This window comes from Micromonospora parathelypteridis (genome assembly GCF_014201145.1).
GTDB classification, from domain to species: Bacteria; Actinomycetota; Actinomycetes; order Mycobacteriales; family Micromonosporaceae; genus Micromonospora; species Micromonospora parathelypteridis.
Window position 1 is genome coordinate 4599975 of record NZ_JACHDP010000001.1, and the last position, 18372, is coordinate 4618346.

The following is an 18372-nucleotide window of genomic DNA, read 5'->3' on the forward strand; positions in this document are numbered from 1 at the left end:
GAGTTCATGTCATTGCCATCAGGCAATGTAATCTATTTGTGATCTTTGATGAACGGGTCGTGCTGATCTGATCACTGAGGATCTGCGATGTGGACGGTCGGACGGGGTTCCGCAGTGGACCCGGAGCTTCCGAGGATGCTCCGACCAGCCGGTCGACGACATGCGAGATCGCTGATACCCGAATAGCGATCATTTGCCCGGCCCCGGCGATGCGGGCGGTGTCGGTCGTGGTCCGCGCCGGCTCGCGTAGCGTCGCGGGCATGAGCAGGTGGAAACGGTGACCCGGATCGTGGCCGGGACGCTCGGCGGTCGGCGAATAGCCGCGCCTCCCGGCGCCGGCACCCGACCGACGTCCGACCGGGTGCGGGAGGCGCTGTTCAGTGCCGTCCAGGCCGAGGTCGACCTCGACGGCGCCCGCTTCGCCGACCTGTACGCCGGTTCCGGCGCGGTCGGGCTGGAGGCGCTCTCGCGGGGGGCCCGGCACGTGCTGCTTGTCGAGTCCGACCCGAGGGCGGCCCGGGTGATCCGGGAGAACGTCGCGGCCCTGCGCGCCGGCCCGGCCGCCCGCCTGGTCACCGGCAAGGTGGCGACGGTGCTGGCCGCTGGCCCCGGCGGCGAGACCTACGACGTCGTCTTCGCCGACCCGCCGTACGCGGTGCCGGGCGAGGAGATCACCGCGCTGCTGGCCGCGCTCGTCGATGGTGACTGGCTGGCCAGCGACGCCATGGTGGTGGTGGAGCGGTCCAGCCGCAGCGGGCCGGTCGACTGGGTGGACGGGATCACCGCCGAGCGCAGTCGCCGGTACGGCGAGACCACCCTTTGGTACGGTCGCCGATCATGAGACGTGCGGTGTGCCCCGGTTCGTTCGACCCGGTCACCAACGGACACCTCGACATCGTCGGGCGGGCCAGCAGGCTCTTCGATGAGGTGATCGTCGGTGTGTTGGTGAACCAGTCCAAGAGTGGCTTGTTCACCATCGAGGAGCGGATCGACATGCTCCGCGAGGTGACCTCCTCGTACGGGAACGTGCGGGTCGAGTCGTTCCGCGGGCTGCTGGTGGACTTCTGCCGGGCCCAGCAGGCGAGTGTGCTGATCAAGGGCCTGCGGGCGGTCAGCGACTTCGACTACGAGTTGCAGATGGCCCAGATGAACATCGGGCTGGCCGGCGTCGAGACGCTCTTCATGCCGACCAACCCGCTCTACTCGTTCCTCTCCTCGAGTCTGGTCAAGGACGTGGCCAAGTGGGGCGGCGACATCTCCGCCCATGTGCCCGATCCGGTCCGCGAAGCCCTGCAGTCCCGCCTGGGCCCCCGCCCCTGACCTAACCCCCTCCCGTACCCGCTCCCGCTCCCCGCGATCTTGCACTTGTGGTCCCCGGATCGCCCCTTTCGGGGTGGTTTGGCGCGACCGAAAGTGCAAGATCGGCGTGGGGGAGGGGCGCGGGAGGGGTGCGGGAGGGGTGCGGGGTGACGATGTCGCGACGCGCCGGGTTGGGGCGGATGGGGCCGGTGTGGGGTTCGCACGACATGATTGGTGGCGCGGGGAACGGCCGTAGCCCGCATCATGGAGGTCGGCCGACGAACGACAGGAGTGAGGTACCGGTGGACCCGCTCGATCGCATCGACGAACTGATCACCATGGTGGAGCAGGCCCGCTCCGTCCCGATGTCGCGCAACAACTGCATGGTCGACCGGGGCGAGATGATCGCTGCCCTCGACGAGATGCGCGCCGACCTCCCCGCCGACCTGCGTCGCGCCGCCGCGCTCCTAGAGGAGCGCGACAAGATCATGGAAGCCGGCAAGCGCGAGGCAGACCGGATCATCAGCGAGGGTGAGGCAGAACACGCCCGCCTGGTCTCGGTGAACGAGATCACCGTGTCGGCCGAGCACGAGGGTGCCCGGATCATCGCCGAGGCGCGGGCCGAGGCGCAGCGCCTGCGCGAGGAGGTCGACGACTACGTCGACACCGCGCTGGCCAACTTCGAGCAGTTCCTCACCCGGGCGTTGGCCTCGATAGAGCGTGGCCGAGACAAGATGCACGCACTACGGGAGATCGGCACCTTCGGTGGGGATGAGGCGGATCGCCCGCTACCCTTCTGAGCGGCACCTCACCAGCCGACATTCTCAGGCGGGCGTCGCCCCCGGTTCGACGGTCCGGCGGTCGCCCAGGTAACCTTTTTTGTCGGCCTCTCACCGGCCGGAGTCTGACTATGCCCAAGCACTCGCCATCGACACTCAACCCCAGGTCGCCGCTGGTCCTCGACACGAGGGACCTGCCGCGCCGACCTGGCGCGTTGCGTGAGGTCCAGCGGGTCGTGCCGGCACCGGCGGACCTCGGTGTGGAGTTGATCGGCGTGCCGGAGGGCGCGGACCTCGACCTCGATCTGAGGTTGCAGTCGGTGTCCGAGGGCGTGCTCGTCTCCGGGACCATCACCGGTCCCGTCCGGGGCGAGTGCGGCCGTTGCCTGCGCGAGATCAACGACTCGATGGGCGTGACGATCCAGGAGCTGTACGCGTATGAGGACAGCACCACGGACGCCACGACCGACGAGGACGAGGTGGGCCGGATGCAGGGCGATCTGATCGACCTGGAGCCGGCGCTGCGGGACGCGTTGGTGCTCACGCTGCCGACCAACCCGCTCTGCCGGGAGGACTGCCCAGGGTTGTGCCCCGAATGCGGGGCGCACTGGGATGATCTGCCGGCCGACCACAGTCACCAGCAGATCGACCCGCGTTGGGCGGGCCTGTCGCAACTGACCGTTACAGAGGAGTAAGAACCGTGGCCGTCCCGAAGCGCAAGATGTCGCGCAGCAACACCCGGTCCCGCCGGGCGAACTGGAAGGCGACCGTGGTCGCGACCGTCGCGTGCCCGCAGTGCAAGTCCCCGAAGCTGCCGCACGCTGCCTGCTCCGTCTGCGGCACCTACAACGGCCGCCAGGTTCTCGAGGTCTGACCTGGACGCCGAGTGACGCCCCCGACCTCAGGTCGGGCGCCGCGCGCATCCTGGCATTCGCCCGGTGCCCCGGCTTCCTCCGACGCTGGCCGGCCCACTCCGGTCGGCGTTCCGGTGGAGCCGGGCACCGCGCGGATCGCCGTTGACCTCCTCGGCGGGGACGACGCTCCCGCCGTCGTGGTTGACGGCGCTCTGCGGGCCATGCGCGCCGACCCTGACCTGCACCTGCTCCTCGTCGGCCCGGCCGAGGTCGCCGACGAGTTGATCGCTGCCCTCGATCCGGCGCAACGCGCCCGGATCACAGTGCGGCCCGTCCGCGTTGTCGTCGGCATGGCCGACCATCCCATGGCCGCCCGCGCGCAGAGCACGGTCCGGGCCGCGGTCACCGCCGTCCGCGACGGCACCGCCGACGCCCTGGTCTCTGCCGGCGCCACCGGCGCCACCGTCACTGCGGCCGTGCTCGGCCTCGGCCGCTGGCCGGAGATCCGCCAACCTGCGCTTGTCGCCACCCTGCCCGCCGTGGCGGGGCCGGTCGTGCTTCTTGACGTCGGCGGCTCGCTGGAGCCCCGCCCGGCCACCCTCGCCCGCCACGCCGTGCTCGGTGCCGCCTACGCCGCGGTGGCGCACTCGATCGCCGCGCCGCGCGTCGGGTTGCTCTCGGTCGGCACCGAGGCCGGCAAGGGCGACCGGGTCCGCCGGGCCACCGACCCGTTGCTCGCCGTTGAGCCGCTGCCCGGTGGGGCGCGCTACGTCGGGCTGGTCGAGGGGTACGACGTGACCCTCGGCGCGCGCGTCGATGTGGTCGTCACCGACGGCTTCACCGGTAACGTGCTGCTCAAGGCCATCGAGGGCGCGTACGCGATGGCCGGCGGCCCACCTGCCGAGGGCGGTGCGCCCCGGGCGGCCGCCCTGCTGGGCGTCGCGGGGACGGTGGTCGTCTGCCATGGTTCCGCTCGTGCCGACGACGTCGCCTCCGGCATAGCCTTCGCCGCCCACCTGTGGCGGCGGCGCGCCACCGATTTGGTCTCGGCGTTGCTCGACGGCGACGCCGCGACGAACCGCACCGACCGCTCCACCGACACCGAGGTACGCACATCATGAGCAACGACAAGCGGCGGCGGGCGTCCGTCGGTCACCTGGAAGCCGCGTTCGGCGTGAGCCTGGAACCCGAGCTGCTGCAGCGTGCGCTGACCCACCGCTCGTACGCGTACGAGAACGGCGGGCTGCCGACCAACGAGCGGCTGGAGTTCCTCGGCGACTCGGTGCTCGGCGTGGTGATCACCACCGCGCTCTTCCACAACCACCCGGACCTGCCCGAGGGGCAGTTGGCCAAGCTGCGCGCCAGCGTGGTCAACATGCGGGCGCTCGCCGACGTGGCCCGTGGCCTGGGCCCGGACGGCCTCGGCGCGTACCTGCTGCTCGGCAAGGGCGAGGAGACCACCGGCGGCCGGGACAAGGCGAGCATCCTCGCCGACACGCTGGAGGCGCTGCTCGGCGCGATCTACCTGCAGTACGGGCTGGACACCACGGGGATCGTCATCCACCGGCTCTTCGACCCGTTGATGGCCGAGTCGGCCGGCCGGGGCGCCGCCCTGGACTGGAAGACGAGCCTGCAGGAGCTGACGGCGGCGCTCGGGCTCGGCGTGCCGGAGTACCGGATCGAGGGCACCGGCCCGGACCATCTCAAGACCTTCACCGCCTGGGTGGTGGTGGCCGGCAACCGGTACGGCGGCGCCGAGGGGCGCAGCAAGAAGGAGGCCGAGCAGCGGGCCGCCGAGGCCGCCTGGCGAACGCTCGCCGAGCAGAACGGCCAAGCCGGCGACGACGGCCAGGACGGGCGGGCCGGCGACGACGGCCAGGACGGGCGGGCCGGCGATGAGCGCCCGGACCAGCCGATCGACCCGGACGACGCCGCCGACCGGGACGAGCCGTTCGGGCCGCTGGAGCGCGCCGAGCGGGCGGCCGAGACCGAGCAGGCCGACCACCTGGCGCAGGCTCTGCCGGCCGGGGGTGCCGACGGCCACGAGACGGGGTTGCGGCGTGCCTGAGCTACCCGAGGTGGAGACGGTCCGGCAGGGGCTGGCCCAGTGGGTCATCGGTCGCCGGATCGCCTCGGTGGAGGTCCGTCACCCGCGTGCGGTTCGCCGGCACGTCCTGGGCGGCGTGCACTTCGCCGACGTGCTCGCTGGCCGGACCGTGCTGGACGCCCGCCGTCGCGGCAAGTACCTCTGGTTGCCGCTGGACAGCGGCGACGCGATCATCGGGCACCTCGGTATGTCCGGTCAGCTCCTGATCCAGCCGCCGGGCACCGCGGACGAGACCCATCTGCGGGTCCGGTTCCGGTTCGCCGACGACGGGCCGGAGCTGCGCTTCGTCGACCAGCGCACGTTCGGTGGGCTCTCGGTGAGCGAGGGCGGCGCCGAACTGCCCGACGAGATCGCGCACATCGCCCGTGACCCGATGGACCCGGAGTTCTCCGACGCGGCGTTCGTCGCCGCGTTGCGCCGGCGGCACACCGAGGTGAAGCGGGCACTGCTCGACCAGACGCTGATCTCCGGGGTGGGCAACATCTACGCCGACGAGGCGCTCTGGCGCGCCGGGCTGCACGGCGGACGCCCCACCGACGCGCTGACCGGCCCGGCCGCACAGCGCCTGCTCGGCCACGTCCGCGACGTGCTCGCCGAGGCGATCAAGGTGGGTGGGACCAGCTTCGACGCCCTCTACGTCAACGTCAACGGGGAGAGCGGTTACTTCGACCGAACGCTGAACGCCTACGGCCGTGAGGGCGAGCCGTGCCGTCGGTGTGGGGCGCCGATCCGCCGCGAGGCGTTCATGAACCGGTCCTCGTACAGCTGCCCGCACTGTCAGCCACGGCCCCGGGGCTCCCTTCGGGGATGACCCGGAGCCGGCTCCGGGTCGGTCCCGGCGGGTCGTGGCCGGACGCTCCGGGCTGGCCCCCGGGAACTGTCCGAATCACGGGTTACCGCCCGCCGGGCGGGCCCGCTGCCATGGTGTGCGGGTTCCGGGGCGGGCCAGGGCCGTTCCCCGATGTGACCGCCTCGTCACGTCCCTAACGTCAGCACCGTTGACAGGGGGTTGACGTGACAGGGGGACCCGAGATGGGCAACAGACCGGTGACGGTGCGGTTGGCGCGGTGGAGCGCCGAACACCCGTGGCGGGCGATCGCACTGTGGGCTGTGTTCGTGGCGGTGTGCTTCGTCGGTGGCAACGCCGCCGGCCTCAACGAGGCCACCAGCGCCGACCAGGCGATCGGCGAGGCGGGGCGGGCCAGCCTCATCGTGGACGCCGCCGACTTCGACGACCCGGCCGTGGACAACGTCCTCATCACCTCGCGGGGCGGCGCGCTGGACCAGACGGCAGCGAAGGCAGCGGCAGACGACGCGGCCGCCCGGCTGCGTACGGTCACCGGCGTCGGCGAGGTGGGTCAGCCGATCACCGCCCGGGACGGCTCCGCGCTGCTGCTGCCGATCACCATGTCCGGTGACCCGGAGACCGCCTCGGACCGGGTGCAGCCTCTGCGCGACGCCACCGCCAGCGTGCAGGCCGCGCACCCGCAGCTGCGCATCGAGCAGGTCGGCGGGCCGTCGATCGGCCAGGCTCTCGACGACACCCTGGGCAAGGACTTCAAGCGCGCCGAGTTGCTCAGCCTGCCGGTCACCCTGGCGATCCTGATCATCGCGTTCGGCGCGCTGATCGCGGCCAGCGTGCCGGTGCTGCTGGCGCTCTCCTCGGTCGCCGCCGCGATGGGCCTCTCCACGCTCGCCTCGCACCTGGTGCCGGCCACCGACACGACGGCACCCGTGATCCTGCTGATCGGCATGGCGGTCGGGGTCGACTACTCGCTGTTCTACATCCGCCGGGAGCGGGAGGAACGGGCCAAGGGTCGCTCCGGCCTGGACGCGGTGGAGATCGCCGCCGAAACCTCCGGGCACGCCGTGGTGGTCTCCGGTTTCGCGGTGATCATCGCGATGGCCGGGCTGCTGCTCGCCGGTGACGTGGTCTTCTCGTCCCTGGCGATCGGCTCGATCCTGGTGGTCGCCGTCGCGGTGACCGGCTCACTGACCGTGCTGCCCGCCCTGCTGGCGAGGCTCGGCCGTTGGGTCGACCGGCCCCGGGTGCCGCTGCTCTGGCGGTTGACCGCGCCGCGCACGGCCCGGCACGGCGAGCCGCGCGCGCCCCGGCTCTGGCCCGCGGTGCTCCGGCCGGCGCTGCGCGCCCCGGTCCTGACGCTGGTCATCTCGGTCGGCCTGCTGCTCGCGCTGGCCGCGCCGGCGCTCGGCATGAAGCTGAAGTTTCCCGGCATGGAGGACCTGCCGCGCACCACGCCGGCGATGCAGGCGTACGACCGGCTCACCGCCGCCTTCCCGAGCACCGGCACCAACCACGTGGTTGCCGTCCGGGCGCCGGCCGAGCAGGCCGACCGGGTTCGCGCCGCCCTCACCGACCTCTCCACCCGGGCCACCGCGGATCCGCTGTTCGCGCCGGCCGAGGCGGACGGCCCGAAGATCGAGGTGTCGGCCGACCGGCGGGTGTCGGTGCTGGACGTCGCCACCCCGTACTCCAGTCGGGACGACCGGTCGGTGCGGTCGCTGGAGAAGCTGCGCGGGGACCTGGTCCCGGCCGAGCTGCGGGGCATCCCCGGCATCGAGTACGCGGTGGGCGGCAGCGTGGCCGACAGTGAGGACTACGCGAAGCACGTCCGGAACAAGTTGCCGCTGGTGATGGGCTTCGTACTGGTGCTGACCTTCCTGGTCATGGTGCTCACCTTCCGGTCGGTGGTGGTTGCGGCAAGCTCCATCGCGTTGAACCTGCTCTCCGCCGGTGCCGCGTACGGGCTGCTGGTGCTGGTCTTCCAGGGCGAGTGGGCCGAAGGGCTGCTCGGCTTCACCTCGATGGGCGCGATCGTGTCCTGGCTGCCGTTGTTCCTCTTCGTGGTGCTGTTCGGTCTCTCGATGGACTACCACGTGTTCGTGGTCAGTCGGATCCGCGAGGGAATCCGGGCCGGCATGCCCAACCGCGACGCCGTGTCGTACGGGATCACCTCCTCCGCGGGGGTGGTGACCAGCGCGGCGATCGTGATGGTCGGCGTCTTCTCGATCTTCGCCACGTTGAGCACGATCGACATGAAGCAGCTCGGCATCGGCCTGGCGGCGGCGATCCTGCTGGACGCCACGATCATCCGGGGAGTGGTGCTGCCGGCGTTGATGACCTTGCTCGGCGATGCCAACTGGTGGGCTCCGCGTTTCCTGCGCCAGCGCCCGGCACCCGCCCCCGCCGATCCGCCCGCACCTGCCCCGGAGTTGGTGCCGGTGTCCTGACCATGCGCTCTGGCCGGGCCGCGACCGCGGCCCGGCCAGTGGCATCAGGGCAGCGGGCAGGCTTCCCGCCACGCGTCCAGGTCGCGGTCCTTCCGGATCGAGGCGAAGCCGTAGCCGACGGTGGTGACGCAGAAGTCGTCGGTCGCGCCGGTGTACTCGACGTGGAAGACCGGTTTGCCCGCGTCGGCGAACGGCAGCAGTTTGGCGCACTGGCGCAGCCGGACGCACTCCTCGTTGACCGCGAAGTCGAAGTCCGGGGCCAGCGCCGCGAGCTGCGGCACGTCGTTGACCAGCCCGGGGGAGAGGCTGAGTGAGCGGGCCAGCTGGGCGAGCCGGCGGTTGAACAGCAGTTGGTCGTCGAAGTCGAGCGGGAAGCCGGTCCGAGACGCGTACCCGTCGGCGTCGGCGAGCGCCACCGCACCGAAGCCCTTGCCCCGGCACAGCCGGAACCGGTCGGCCAGCACCGGCTCCAGCGCGTCCCAGCTCCGGACGTCCAGCCACCGGCTGTCGGGTCGGCGAGCGGCCGAGCCCTGCACGATCTCCGGGAATCGACTGGCATCCGGGTCGGCGGAGCGAACCGAGCCGACGTGCACCTGACAGATCAACCGGCGGTCCCGGGAACGCAGCTCGGCGGTCTGCGCGGCGGTGGTGTCCACCGGGTCGAGCAGGAAGACGTCCGCGTCCACCGCAGGGTCGAGCGGGCCACTGAGCTGCCACTGCCACTGCCAGTGCCGCGCCTGTGCGGCCGGCCACGGGGTGGGCGCGCCGGGCGGGGTCAGCTCGGGTCGGCACCCGTACGCCGGCACCACCAGGACGAGCACGACGCCGGCCGACAGGACGCGGCGCAGTGGGCGTGCGGCGGTACGTCGCCGCGGCCGGATCCGCATCGGCAGCTCCCGGGTCCCGGACGGCCCGTCGCCGCCCGCACCGGTACGCCGCCCCCACGCTCCGGCCCGGCGTACCTCACCGGGTCAAACGAGCGCGGGGGCGCGAACGACGCGCGGTCAGCGCGGCGCCGCGAAGACCTGGGTCCAGTACGGCCCGTTGCTGCTGGCGATGCCGACGCCGATTTCGGTGAAGGCGCAGTTCAGGATGTTGGCCCGGTGGCCGGAGCTGTTCATCCAGGCGTCCATCACCGCGGCCGGGGTCTTCTGGTTCCAGGCCACGTTCTCGCCGTAGGTGCGCCAGGCGTAGCCGACCCGGTCCAGCCGGACGCCGGAGTTGCTGCCGTCGCTGCCGGTGTGGGACATGTTCTGGTGGTCGGCCTGATCCTGGCTGTGCCGCTGGGCGGCGGTCATCAGCTTGTCGTCGATGCTCAGAGCGTTGCAGCCGGCCTTGGCCCGCTCGGCGTTGACCAGGTCCACCACCTCGCGGGCCTGGGCGCTGACGGTGCCGCTGGAACCGCCGGAGCCGCTGCTGGTACTCGGCGCGCTGGTACGCGGAGTGCTGCGGCGCGACGCGGCGGTGGAACGCGACGACTCCGGGGTGGGCTTGACGGTCCTGCTCGGTGACGGGCTCGGCGGGGTCGAGCTGGGCGTGCTGGTCGGGGAGGGTGCGGCGAGGGTGTCGAGGGCCGGCGTCTCGCTCGGTGCCGCCGACGCGGCGAAGGTGTCGTCCACCGCCGTCGGCTGACTGGCCCCGTCGTCACCGCCGGGCATCGCGAGCGCGCCGACGCCGAAACTCACCACGAGGGTGGCCGCCGCGGCGGCGCCACCGATCATCAGCGGCCGTCGCCAGCGGCGGGGGGAGCGGTGCCGCCCCTCGCCGGACCGGCCCGCACCGGCGCGCCAGCCATCGGTCGTCTCCGGATCGGTGTCGGCCCGCCAACCACCGGTCGTGTCGGCGTCGTTCCGCCAGCCATCGGTCGGGTCCGGGTCGACGTGCCAGGTGCCGGTGGTCGCCTCGGCCGGGCCGCTGCCGTGCCAGCCGTCGGTGGTCGCCTCGGCCGGGCCACTGTGGTGCCAGTCACCGGTCGGCTCGTGATCCGGCCGGTGTGCCGGCCACGCGGCGGTGTGGGCGTCGGCTGATCCCGCGCGGGTCGCCGGGCCCGGCGGGGGCTGCTCCCGGTGCCACTCCTCGCCGGGCTGATCGGGGCCGTCACCGAACAGGTAGGCCGAGCGGGGCTCCGGGCGGTCGTGCAGCCAGGCCGGCTCGTCGGTCGGCCGCTCGGCGCGCCGGGGGGCGCCGTTCGGGTCCATCGGGTCGGTCCAGCCGTACACGCCTATGCCTCCATGGGTTCGGTTACGGGCCGGGCTGACGCTACGGCGCGCCCGCGACCTGCGGCAACGTGGCTAAGGAAGAGTTAAGGGGAAGTCGGACGCCAGGGTGCGGACTTCCGCGGATCCGGGCGTACAGTAAAGGTGTCCGGACAGAGAGTGTCCGTGCCTTTGCGGCAGCCCCCCGACAAGTGGACAGGTCGACGTGGAGATGATCTACGGCCTGCGAGAACTTGACGAAGGAGGGGTTTGCGGCTCAATATATAGGTGTCGCCAGTCGCGCCCGGTCATGCCCAGATACAGCCTGGAATGACAGCCGCGTACAAATGGGCGCGCGTTGGCCGGCCTTTCCGGCAGCGCATATCAAGGAGTCAGCATGGCGAAGGCCCTCTACGGCCACGTAGGTGCAGCGCCCGATCGGCGTCTGCTCGACGAGGTCACCCGACTGCGTGCCAGGGTTCAGGCGCTGGAGTTCGAGATCACGCGTCTGCGTGCCGACAACGATCGGCTCGCGGCGGCTGCGGCGGAGGCGGACGATCTGCTCCGTCTGGCCGAGCCGGCGCTGACCTGATCTTCGCGTCGAAAAAACTGAATCGCACTATCGCAAAAATGCGCGCCGACACGTCTGTGCCGGCGCGCAACACTGTCCGGCCCCTTTCGGCGTCGACGATTTATGATCTTGTCGTCGGCCCGCGCCGACGGTAACCGAATAGCGTGCCGCCGGATAAGCCGATCATGAACGGTCCTTGTCTTTTTCGCGGCCGACGGAACAACAGCGCGCCCTCGACCGACGCGACCCGGGGCGGGTCGCGTGCCGGCCCGCTTCCACCTCCGGGTTAGTCTGCGAGTTCACCCAGGTCCCCACAGCCGGCGACGGTACGGCGGCCACCGGACGAGGATCGAGAAGGTGTATCTCAAGAGCCTGACGGTGAAGGGGTTCAAATCCTTCGCCTCCGCCACGACGTTGAAGCTGGAGCCCGGGATCACCTGCGTGGTGGGCCCGAACGGCTCGGGCAAGTCCAACGTCGTCGACGCCATCGCCTGGGTCCTCGGCGAGCAGGGCGCCAAGGCCCTTCGCGGCGGCAAGATGGAGGACGTCATCTTCGCCGGCACCGCCGGCCGGGCACCGCTGGGTCGCGCCGAGGTCACCCTCACCATCGACAACACCGACGGCGCGCTGCCGATCGAGTACACCGAGGTCTCCATCACCCGCCGGATGTTCCGCTCCGGCGAGAGCGAGTACGAGATCAACGGCAACACGTGCCGGTTGCTCGACATCCAGGAGCTGCTCTCCGACTCCGGCATCGGCCGGGAGATGCACATCATCGTCGGGCAGGGCCGACTCGACGGCATGCTGCACGCCAAGCCGGAGGACCGCCGGGCGTTCATCGAGGAGGCGGCCGGCGTCCTCAAGCACCGCAAGCGCAAGGAAAAGGCCCTGCGCAAGCTCGACGCGATGCAGACCAACCTCAACCGCCTCACCGACCTCACCGCCGAGCTGCGCCGCCAGCTCAAGCCGCTGGGCCGGCAGGCGGAGGTGGCCCGGCGCGCCGCCGCCATCCAGGCCAACCTGCGCGACGCCCGGCTGCGCCTGCTCGCCGACGACCTGGCCACCCTGCGCACCACCCTCGACCGGGAGATCGCCGACGAGACGGCGCTACGGGAGCGGCGCGAGCAGATCGAGGGCGAGCACGCCGAGGTGCAGGGCCGGCTCGGCGAGCTGGAGGCCGCGCTGGCCGAGGACGCGCCGCTGCTCGCCGCTGCCCAGGACACCTGGTACAAGCTGTCGGCCCTGCAGGAACGCTTCCGCTCGATCGAGCAGTTGGCCCGGGAACGACTGCGGCACCTCAGCGCCAGCGGTGACGACGAGCGGCCCGGCCGCGACCCGGACCAGCTGGAGGCCGAGGCGGAACGTGTCCGCGAGCAGGAGGAGGAGCTGCGCGCGGCGCTCACCGACGACCAGATCCGGCTGGCCGAGGCGGTCGAGCACCGCCAGGAGCTGGAACGGCAGCTCGCCGCCGCCGAGCGGGAGCTGGTCGCCGCGGCCAAGGCCATCGCCGACCGGCGGGAGGGGATGGCCCGGCTCACCGGCCAGGTCAACTCGGCCCGAGCCCGGACCACCAGCGCCGGTGAGGAGATCGAACGGCTCGCCGTCGCGCACGCCGACGCGTTGGGCCGCGCCGAGCAGGCGCAGGCCGACCTGGACGCGGTAGCCGCCCAGTCCACCGAAGCCGACCGGGACAACGCGGACCTGGACGCCCGGCACGCCGAGGCGGTCGCCGTGCAGGAGCGGGCGCAGGCCACCGTGCGATCGCTGGCCGACGCCGAGCGGACGGCGGAGAAGGACGCCGCCACCTGGAAGGCCCGGGAGGAGGCGCTCGCACTCGGTCTGCGGCGCAAGGATGGCGCGGGGGCGCTGCTCTCCCGCGCCGGCGACGTGCCCGGCCTACTCGGCAGCCTCGCCGGGCTGCTCACCGTCGCGCCGGGCCACGAGGCCGCGCTGGCCGCCGCGCTCGGCGGCCTCGCCGACGCGGTCGCCATCAGTGGGGTGGACGAGGCCGTCGAGGCTATGCGGCTGTTGAAGATCTCCGACGCTGGCCGGGCCGGCCTGCTCGTCGGCAGCCCGGCGGGGCCCGGCATGACCGGCTCCGCGGACGCCCTGCGCCCAAAGCTGCCCGACGAGGCCCGGTGGGCACCCGACCTGGTGGAGTGCAGCGCCGAGCTTCGTCCGGCGGTGCACCGTGCGCTGCGGGACGTGGCCCTCGTCGACGATCTCGCCGCCGCGGCCGAGTTGGTCGCCAGCAACCCCGAGCTGCGGGCGGTCACCCCGGACGGTGACGTGGTCGGGGCGTACGCGGCGGCTGGCGGGTCGGCCAAGGCCCCCAGTTACATCGAGGTGCAGGCGGCCGTCGAGGAGGCCCGCGCCAACCGGTCCACCGCCGAGCGCGGTGGAGCGGAGCTGCGTGACCAGCTCGTCGAGGCGCGCGCCGAGGTGGCCGCCGCCAAGGAGGCCGTGCAGCACGCCGCTGCCGAGAAGCGCGAGGCGGAGAGCCACCGCAACGCCGCCGCCCGTCGGCTGGCCGAGCTGGGCGCGGCAGCACGTTCCGCGAAGGCGGAGACCGACCGCCTCGGCGAGTCCCGAGCCCGCGCAGAGGCGGCCCGGCAGCGGGATCTCACCGCGCTCGACGAGTTGGAGGAGCGGCTGCGGCTGGCCGAGGAGACCCCGGTCGACGCCGAGCCCTCCGCCGAGGAGCGGGACCAGCTCGCCGCCATGGTGCCGCAGGCGCGGCAGAACGAGATGGAGGTCCGGCTCGCGGTGCGTACCGCCGAGGAGCGTGTCTCCTCGATCGCTGGCCGGGCCGACTCGCTGGCCCGGCAGGCCACCGCGGAGCGGGCCGCCCGGGAACGCGCCGCGGCCCGGCGGGCAGCGCGGACGCGGGGCGCGGGCATCGCCCGGGCCGTCGCCGGCGGCGCCCGGGAGGCGCTCACCCGGCTCACCACCTCGATCGCGACGGCCGAGGAGCACCGCGACGCGGTCGCCCTGGAACGCGCCGCACGCGAGGCGGAGCTGCAGGAGGTACGCGGGGCGGCCAAGCGGCTCGGCGCGGAGTTGGAGCGGCTGACCAGCCAGGTGCACCGCGACGAGGTCGCCCGTGCCGAGCAACGGCTGCGCATCGAGCAGTTGGAGGCGAAGGCTGCCGAGGACTTCGGGTTGGACGTGGAGACGCTTGTCGCCGAGTACGGCCCCGCGCAGCCAGTCCCGCCGACCCAGGTCGATGTCGCGGCGGCCGAACGCGACGGCCTGCCGGTGCCGGAGCCGGTGCGCTACGAGCGGCCGGTGCAGGAGAAGCGGGCCGCCAAGGCGGAACGGGAGCTGACCCTGCTCGGTAAGGTCAACCCGCTCGCGCTGGAGGAGTTCGCCGCGCTGGAGGAGCGCTACAAGTTCCTTTCCGAGCAGTTGGAGGATCTCAAGGCCACCCGTCGGGACCTGCTCACCGTGGTCAAGGACGTGGACGAGCGGATCCTGGAGGTCTTCGCCAACGCGTTCGAGGACACTGCGCGGGAGTTCGAGCAGGTGTTCACCGTGCTCTTCCCCGGTGGCGAGGGCCGGCTGATCCTCACCGACCCCGACGACCTGCTCACCACCGGTGTCGAGGTGGAGGCCCGCCCGCCGGGGAAGAAGATCAAGCGACTGTCGCTGCTCTCCGGTGGCGAGCGGTCGCTGACCGCGGTGGCCATGCTGGTGGCGATCTTCCGCGCCCGGCCCAGCCCGTTCTACATCATGGACGAGGTGGAAGCGGCCCTGGACGACGTGAACCTGGGCCGGTTGATCACGCTGCTGGCACAGTTGCGGGAGAAGAGCCAGCTGATCGTCATCACGCACCAGAAGCGGACGATGGAGATCGCCGACGCGCTCTACGGCGTGACCATGCGCAGCGGGGTCACGCAGGTGATCAGTCAACGGCTCAACCGGGCCGACGAGGACGACCAGCGGCACAGCCGCGGCGAGGAGAACGGGTAGTGGCTCGGGAACGCGCGACGGCGCTCCTGCTGGATCTGGACGGCGTGCTGCGCCGGTTCGACCCGGCGGTCGCCGCCGGGGTGGAGCGGGATTACGGCCTCGCCGACGGTGTTCTCACCGAGATCGCCATGCAGTGGGGCCGGCTCCAGCCGGTGCTCACCGGCCAGGTCAGCCACGACGAGTGGGTGAGCAGCGTGGCCGACGCGCTCGCCGAGCCGGCCGGCGGTGCGGACCGGGCCCGGGCGGCGGTGGAGCAGTGGCAGCGGTACCGGGGCGAGGTGGACACCGAGGTGCTCGACCTGGTCCGGGAGGTGCGCGCCGCCGGGATCAAGGTCGGCCTGGGCACCAACGCCACCGACCTGCTCGACGCCGACCTGGCCGCCCTCGGCCTGGTCGGCGAGTTGGACGTGGTGGTCAACTCGTCGACGCTCGGGGTGCACAAGCCCGCCCCGGAGTACTTCCAGGCCGCCTGCGCGGCCCTGGCCACCCCACCGGCCCGGGTCCTTTTCGTCGACGACGAGGACTGGGCCGTGCGGGGCGCCCGGTCGGCAGGGCTGTCGGCGCACCGCTGGGGCGGCCACGCCGACCTGCGTTACCTGCGGGCGGCGCTGAACTACTGAGCTCCGGTCACTCGCCGGTGACGCCGTCGATGCGTTCCCGGATCAGGTCGGCGTGGCCGTTGTGCCGGGCGTACTCCTCGATCATGTGCACGTACACCCAGCGCAGGTTGAAGGTGCGCTTCTTGGCGCTGACCTCGGTGAACGTCTCGTCGAGTGAGTGACCCGCAGCGGCCTCGCGGGCCAGTGCCACCTCGCGGTGGAAGATGGCGAAGTCGGCCTCGGCGTCAGCGTCGCTGACGTCGTGGTCGGCGTCCGGCGTCTCCGGGGTGAAGTACGGGTAGTCGACCTGCTCGCCGGCGAAGTTCTCCCGGAACCACCAGATCTCTACCTCGGCAAGGTGCCGGACCAGACCGAGCAGCGTCAGGCCGGATGGCTCCACGCTCGGCGTCCGCAACTGCTCCTCGGTCAAACCGGCGCACTTGAGCAGGAGTGTCTGACGGTGGTAGTCGAGCCAGCCGTCGAGCATGGTGCGCTCGTCGCCGACGTACGGTTCGGGGGTCCGGGTGATCTCCGGTGCGATCCAGGTCATGCCGCGCATCCTGCCCGGCGACCCCGACATGCCGCGACGGGTTATCAGGGCACCACGACGACGGGCCAGCGGCCGGTGCGGACCAGGCGGGTGGCGACCGAGCCGACCAGCCGGTGGCCGGCCTGCTCGGAGGCGCCCACCACCACCATGTCGGCTTGGAACTCGTCCGCCGCCGTGCACAGCTCGCCGTACGCGTCGCCGCGCCGGACCACCAGGGTCACCGGAATGCCCCACTGCTCGGCCCCACGCCGGCACGCCTGGCGTAGCTCGTCGGCCAACTCGTCGTGGGTGCGCTGCACCGCGCCGGCGTCCATGCCGGGAACCAGGGCGGTCAGCCCGCTCGCCGAGCTGACGAAGACCACCACCAGGGCGGCGCCCTGGCGGCGGGCCAGGCCTACGGCGTAGAAGCCGGCCCGCTCGGAGGTGCGGGTGCCGTCGACACCCACCATGATCACCCGAGGACCGTCCGTGCCCCGTTCGAAGGGCAGCGGGCGGGTCCTGGGGCCGTACTCCTCGCGGTCCGGTGCTCCCACGCCCATGGCTCTACCTCACCTCTGCTCGCCGGTACGGACCACTGCGGCGCCAGCGCCGGCGGCGACTGTCGATTCCCGCTCGACCTCGTCGGAAACCGGATCGCCGTTGTGCTGCCGCAGGGGAACCTCCTTGATGAAGATCACCGCGATCAGCGCGATCAGCGCGAAGGGGGCGGCGACCAGGAAGATGTCACCGGCGCCATGGCCGTACGCGCTCTCCACCACCGCCCGCAGCGGGCCGGGCAGGGTGTGCACGTCGGGCAGGGTGCCGCCGCTGCCCGAGCTGGACGCGGGGATGCCGAGTTGGGACAGCCCCTCGGCGGTGTAGTCCTTGACCTTGTGGGCGAGCACCGCTCCGAGTGCCGAGACGCCGATCGCGCCGCCCAGGCTGCGGAAGAATGCCACCACCGAACTGGCCGCGCCGAGCTCGTGCGGGCCGACGGTGTTCTGCACGGCGAGGACCAGGTTCTGCATGGTCAGACCCAGGCCGACGCCGATCAGCACCATGTAGACGCTGAGCACGGTGAAGCTGGTGTCCGCGCGCAGTGTGCCCATCAGCGCGAAGCCGATGGTGAGCAGCGCCGAGCCGATCACCAGGAACCGCTTCCACCGGCCGGTCTTGGTGATGATCCGCCCGCCCACCGTGGAGGCGACCAGCAGGCCGAGGATCATCGGCAGGGTCATCAGGCCGGACATGGTCGGGGTCTCGCCACGGCTGATCTGGAAGTACTGGCCGAGGAAGATCGACGCACCGAACATGCCCACGCCGACCGCGATGCTCGCGATGACGGCGAGGGTGATGGTGCGGTTGCGGAACAGCCGCGGCGGGATCATCGGCTCGGCCGCCCGGGTCTCGACCCGGATCGCCAGCGCGCCGAGGAGCAGGGCGCCGACCACCATGACGGCGGTCTGCCAGGAGGCCCAGGCGAACTGGTCGCCAGCGAGCGAGACCCAGATCAGCAGCACCGAGACGGCCGCGGTGATCAGGGTGGCGCCCCACCAGTCGATCTGCGCCTTCCGCTTGACCACCGGCAGGTTCAGGGTCTTCTGCAGCACGATCAGCGCGAGGATGGCGAACGGCACGCCGACGTAGAAGCACCAGCGCCAGCCGAGCCAGGAGGTGTCGACGATCACGCCGCCGATCAGCGGGCCGCCGATGGTGCCGACGGCCATCACGGCGCCGAGGTAGCCGCTGTAGCGGCCCCGCTCGCGCGGCGCGATCATCGTCGCCATGATCACCTGGGCGAGCGCGGTGAGGCCACCGGCGCCGACGCCCTGCAGCACGCGGCAGGCGATCAGCTCGCCGGTGCCCTGCGCGAGGCCGGCTAGCACCGAGCCCAGCACGTAGATCCCCAGGGCGAGTTGAACGAGCGTCTTCTTGCTGGTGAGGTCGGCCATCTTGCCCCAGATGGGGGTGGTCGCGGTGGTCGCGAGCAGGGCCGAGGTCACCACCCAGGTGTACGCGGACTGGCCGCCGTGCAGTTCGGTGATGATCCGCGGCAGCGCGTTCGAGATGACCGTCGAGGAAAGGATCGCAACGAACAGGCCCAGCAGCAGGCCGGAGAGCGCCTCCAGGATCTGCCGGTGGGTCATGTTGACGGCGGTCGCCTGGGTGGGCGCTGTCGCCTGGCTCATCGTTGTTGCCTCCGAGCGGGGTAGAG

Annotated in this window: 16 protein-coding genes and 1 pseudogene; 12 read left to right on the forward strand and 5 right to left on the reverse strand. The window is 71.9% G+C overall.

Annotation, left to right across the window (positions count from 1 at the left end; genetic code table 11):
- Positions 1 to 277: 277 nt before the first annotated feature.
- The 9 genes and pseudogenes from rsmD (at position 278) to HNR20_RS20790 (ending at position 8291) form a co-directional block, all read left to right on the forward strand.
- Complete coding sequence (gene rsmD / locus HNR20_RS20750; protein ID WP_184182323.1) at positions 278 to 841, forward strand: 16S rRNA (guanine(966)-N(2))-methyltransferase RsmD; 564 nt, start codon at positions 278 to 280, stop codon at positions 839 to 841.
- Positions 838 to 1320: a pantetheine-phosphate adenylyltransferase gene (gene coaD / locus HNR20_RS20755; RefSeq protein ID WP_184182325.1), complete on the forward strand. Its 483-nt coding sequence runs from the start codon at positions 838 to 840 to the stop codon at positions 1318 to 1320. The genes rsmD and coaD overlap by 4 nt, the downstream gene beginning before the upstream one ends.
- A 281-nt stretch (positions 1321 to 1601) precedes the next feature.
- On the forward strand, positions 1602 to 2099 hold the full coding sequence (locus HNR20_RS20760) for an SPFH domain-containing protein (RefSeq protein ID WP_184182327.1): 498 nt from the start codon (positions 1602 to 1604) through the stop codon (positions 2097 to 2099).
- Between the two features lie 110 nt (positions 2100 to 2209).
- Positions 2210 to 2773, forward strand: a complete 564-nt coding sequence (locus HNR20_RS20765; protein ID WP_110562455.1) for a YceD family protein — start codon at positions 2210 to 2212, stop codon at positions 2771 to 2773.
- A 5-nt stretch (positions 2774 to 2778) separates the two neighbouring features.
- Positions 2779 to 2952, forward strand: coding sequence for a 50S ribosomal protein L32 (gene rpmF, locus HNR20_RS20770; RefSeq protein ID WP_030335284.1), 174 nt, complete (start codon positions 2779 to 2781; stop codon positions 2950 to 2952).
- Between the two features lie 114 nt (positions 2953 to 3066).
- On the forward strand, positions 3067 to 4053 hold the full coding sequence (locus HNR20_RS20775) for a phosphate acyltransferase PlsX (RefSeq protein ID WP_184182329.1): 987 nt from the start codon (positions 3067 to 3069) through the stop codon (positions 4051 to 4053).
- Positions 4050 to 4799: pseudogene (gene rnc / locus HNR20_RS20780) on the forward strand (ribonuclease III); the annotation flags it as partial. The gene HNR20_RS20775 and the pseudogene rnc, both read left to right, overlap by 4 nt.
- A 193-nt stretch (positions 4800 to 4992) precedes the next feature.
- On the forward strand, positions 4993 to 5850 hold the full coding sequence (gene mutM, locus HNR20_RS20785) for a bifunctional DNA-formamidopyrimidine glycosylase/DNA-(apurinic or apyrimidinic site) lyase (RefSeq protein WP_184182331.1): 858 nt from the start codon (positions 4993 to 4995) through the stop codon (positions 5848 to 5850).
- A 221-nt stretch (positions 5851 to 6071) separates the two neighbouring features.
- Positions 6072 to 8291, forward strand: coding sequence for an MMPL family transporter (locus tag HNR20_RS20790; protein WP_184182333.1), 2220 nt, complete (start codon positions 6072 to 6074; stop codon positions 8289 to 8291).
- 44 nt (positions 8292 to 8335) lie between these two features.
- On the opposite strand, the gene HNR20_RS20795 is transcribed toward HNR20_RS20790, so the two are convergent.
- Together HNR20_RS20795 and HNR20_RS20800 are read right to left on the reverse strand one after the other, a co-directional pair.
- Positions 8336 to 9178, reverse strand: a complete 843-nt coding sequence (locus HNR20_RS20795; RefSeq protein ID WP_184182335.1) for an endo alpha-1,4 polygalactosaminidase — start codon at positions 9176 to 9178, stop codon at positions 8336 to 8338.
- A gap of 117 nt (positions 9179 to 9295) precedes the next feature.
- A complete protein-coding gene (locus tag HNR20_RS20800) occupies positions 9296 to 10510 on the reverse strand; it encodes a CAP domain-containing protein (protein ID WP_184182337.1) in 1215 nt (404 codons plus the stop codon).
- A 373-nt stretch (positions 10511 to 10883) separates the two neighbouring features.
- Here HNR20_RS20800 and HNR20_RS20805 point away from each other — a divergent pair, with 373 nt between their 5' ends.
- The 3 genes from HNR20_RS20805 (at position 10884) to HNR20_RS20815 (ending at position 15649) form a co-directional block, all read left to right on the forward strand.
- A complete protein-coding gene (locus tag HNR20_RS20805) occupies positions 10884 to 11078 on the forward strand; it encodes a hypothetical protein (RefSeq protein WP_007456482.1) in 195 nt (64 codons plus the stop codon).
- A 336-nt stretch (positions 11079 to 11414) separates the two neighbouring features.
- The gene (smc, locus tag HNR20_RS20810; RefSeq protein ID WP_184182339.1) at positions 11415 to 15029 is read left to right on the forward strand and encodes a chromosome segregation protein SMC; all 3615 of its coding nucleotides are present in this window, start codon (positions 11415 to 11417) and stop codon (positions 15027 to 15029) included.
- On the forward strand, positions 15029 to 15649 hold the full coding sequence (locus HNR20_RS20815; RefSeq protein ID WP_184182341.1) for an HAD-IA family hydrolase: 621 nt from the start codon (positions 15029 to 15031) through the stop codon (positions 15647 to 15649). The genes smc and HNR20_RS20815 overlap by 1 nt, the downstream gene beginning before the upstream one ends.
- Positions 15650 to 15656: 7 nt before the next feature.
- Here HNR20_RS20815 and HNR20_RS20820 read toward each other — a convergent pair whose 3' ends face one another.
- Genes HNR20_RS20820 through HNR20_RS20830 form a run of 3 tightly spaced genes read right to left on the reverse strand, consistent with a single transcriptional unit; the run spans position 15657 to position 18346 of the window.
- Positions 15657 to 16178 carry a DinB family protein gene (locus HNR20_RS20820; protein ID WP_184182343.1) on the reverse strand — a complete coding sequence of 174 codons (522 nt, stop codon included), beginning with the start codon at positions 16176 to 16178 and terminating at the stop codon, positions 15657 to 15659.
- 44 nt (positions 16179 to 16222) lie between these two features.
- Entirely contained in the window at positions 16223 to 16717 is a 495-nt protein-coding gene (locus tag HNR20_RS20825; protein WP_184182345.1) for a universal stress protein, read from the reverse strand.
- A 9-nt stretch (positions 16718 to 16726) separates the two neighbouring features.
- Positions 16727 to 18346, reverse strand: a complete 1620-nt coding sequence (locus HNR20_RS20830) for an MDR family MFS transporter (protein WP_184182347.1) — start codon at positions 18344 to 18346, stop codon at positions 16727 to 16729.
- Between the last annotated feature and the right edge of the window lie 26 nt (positions 18347 to 18372).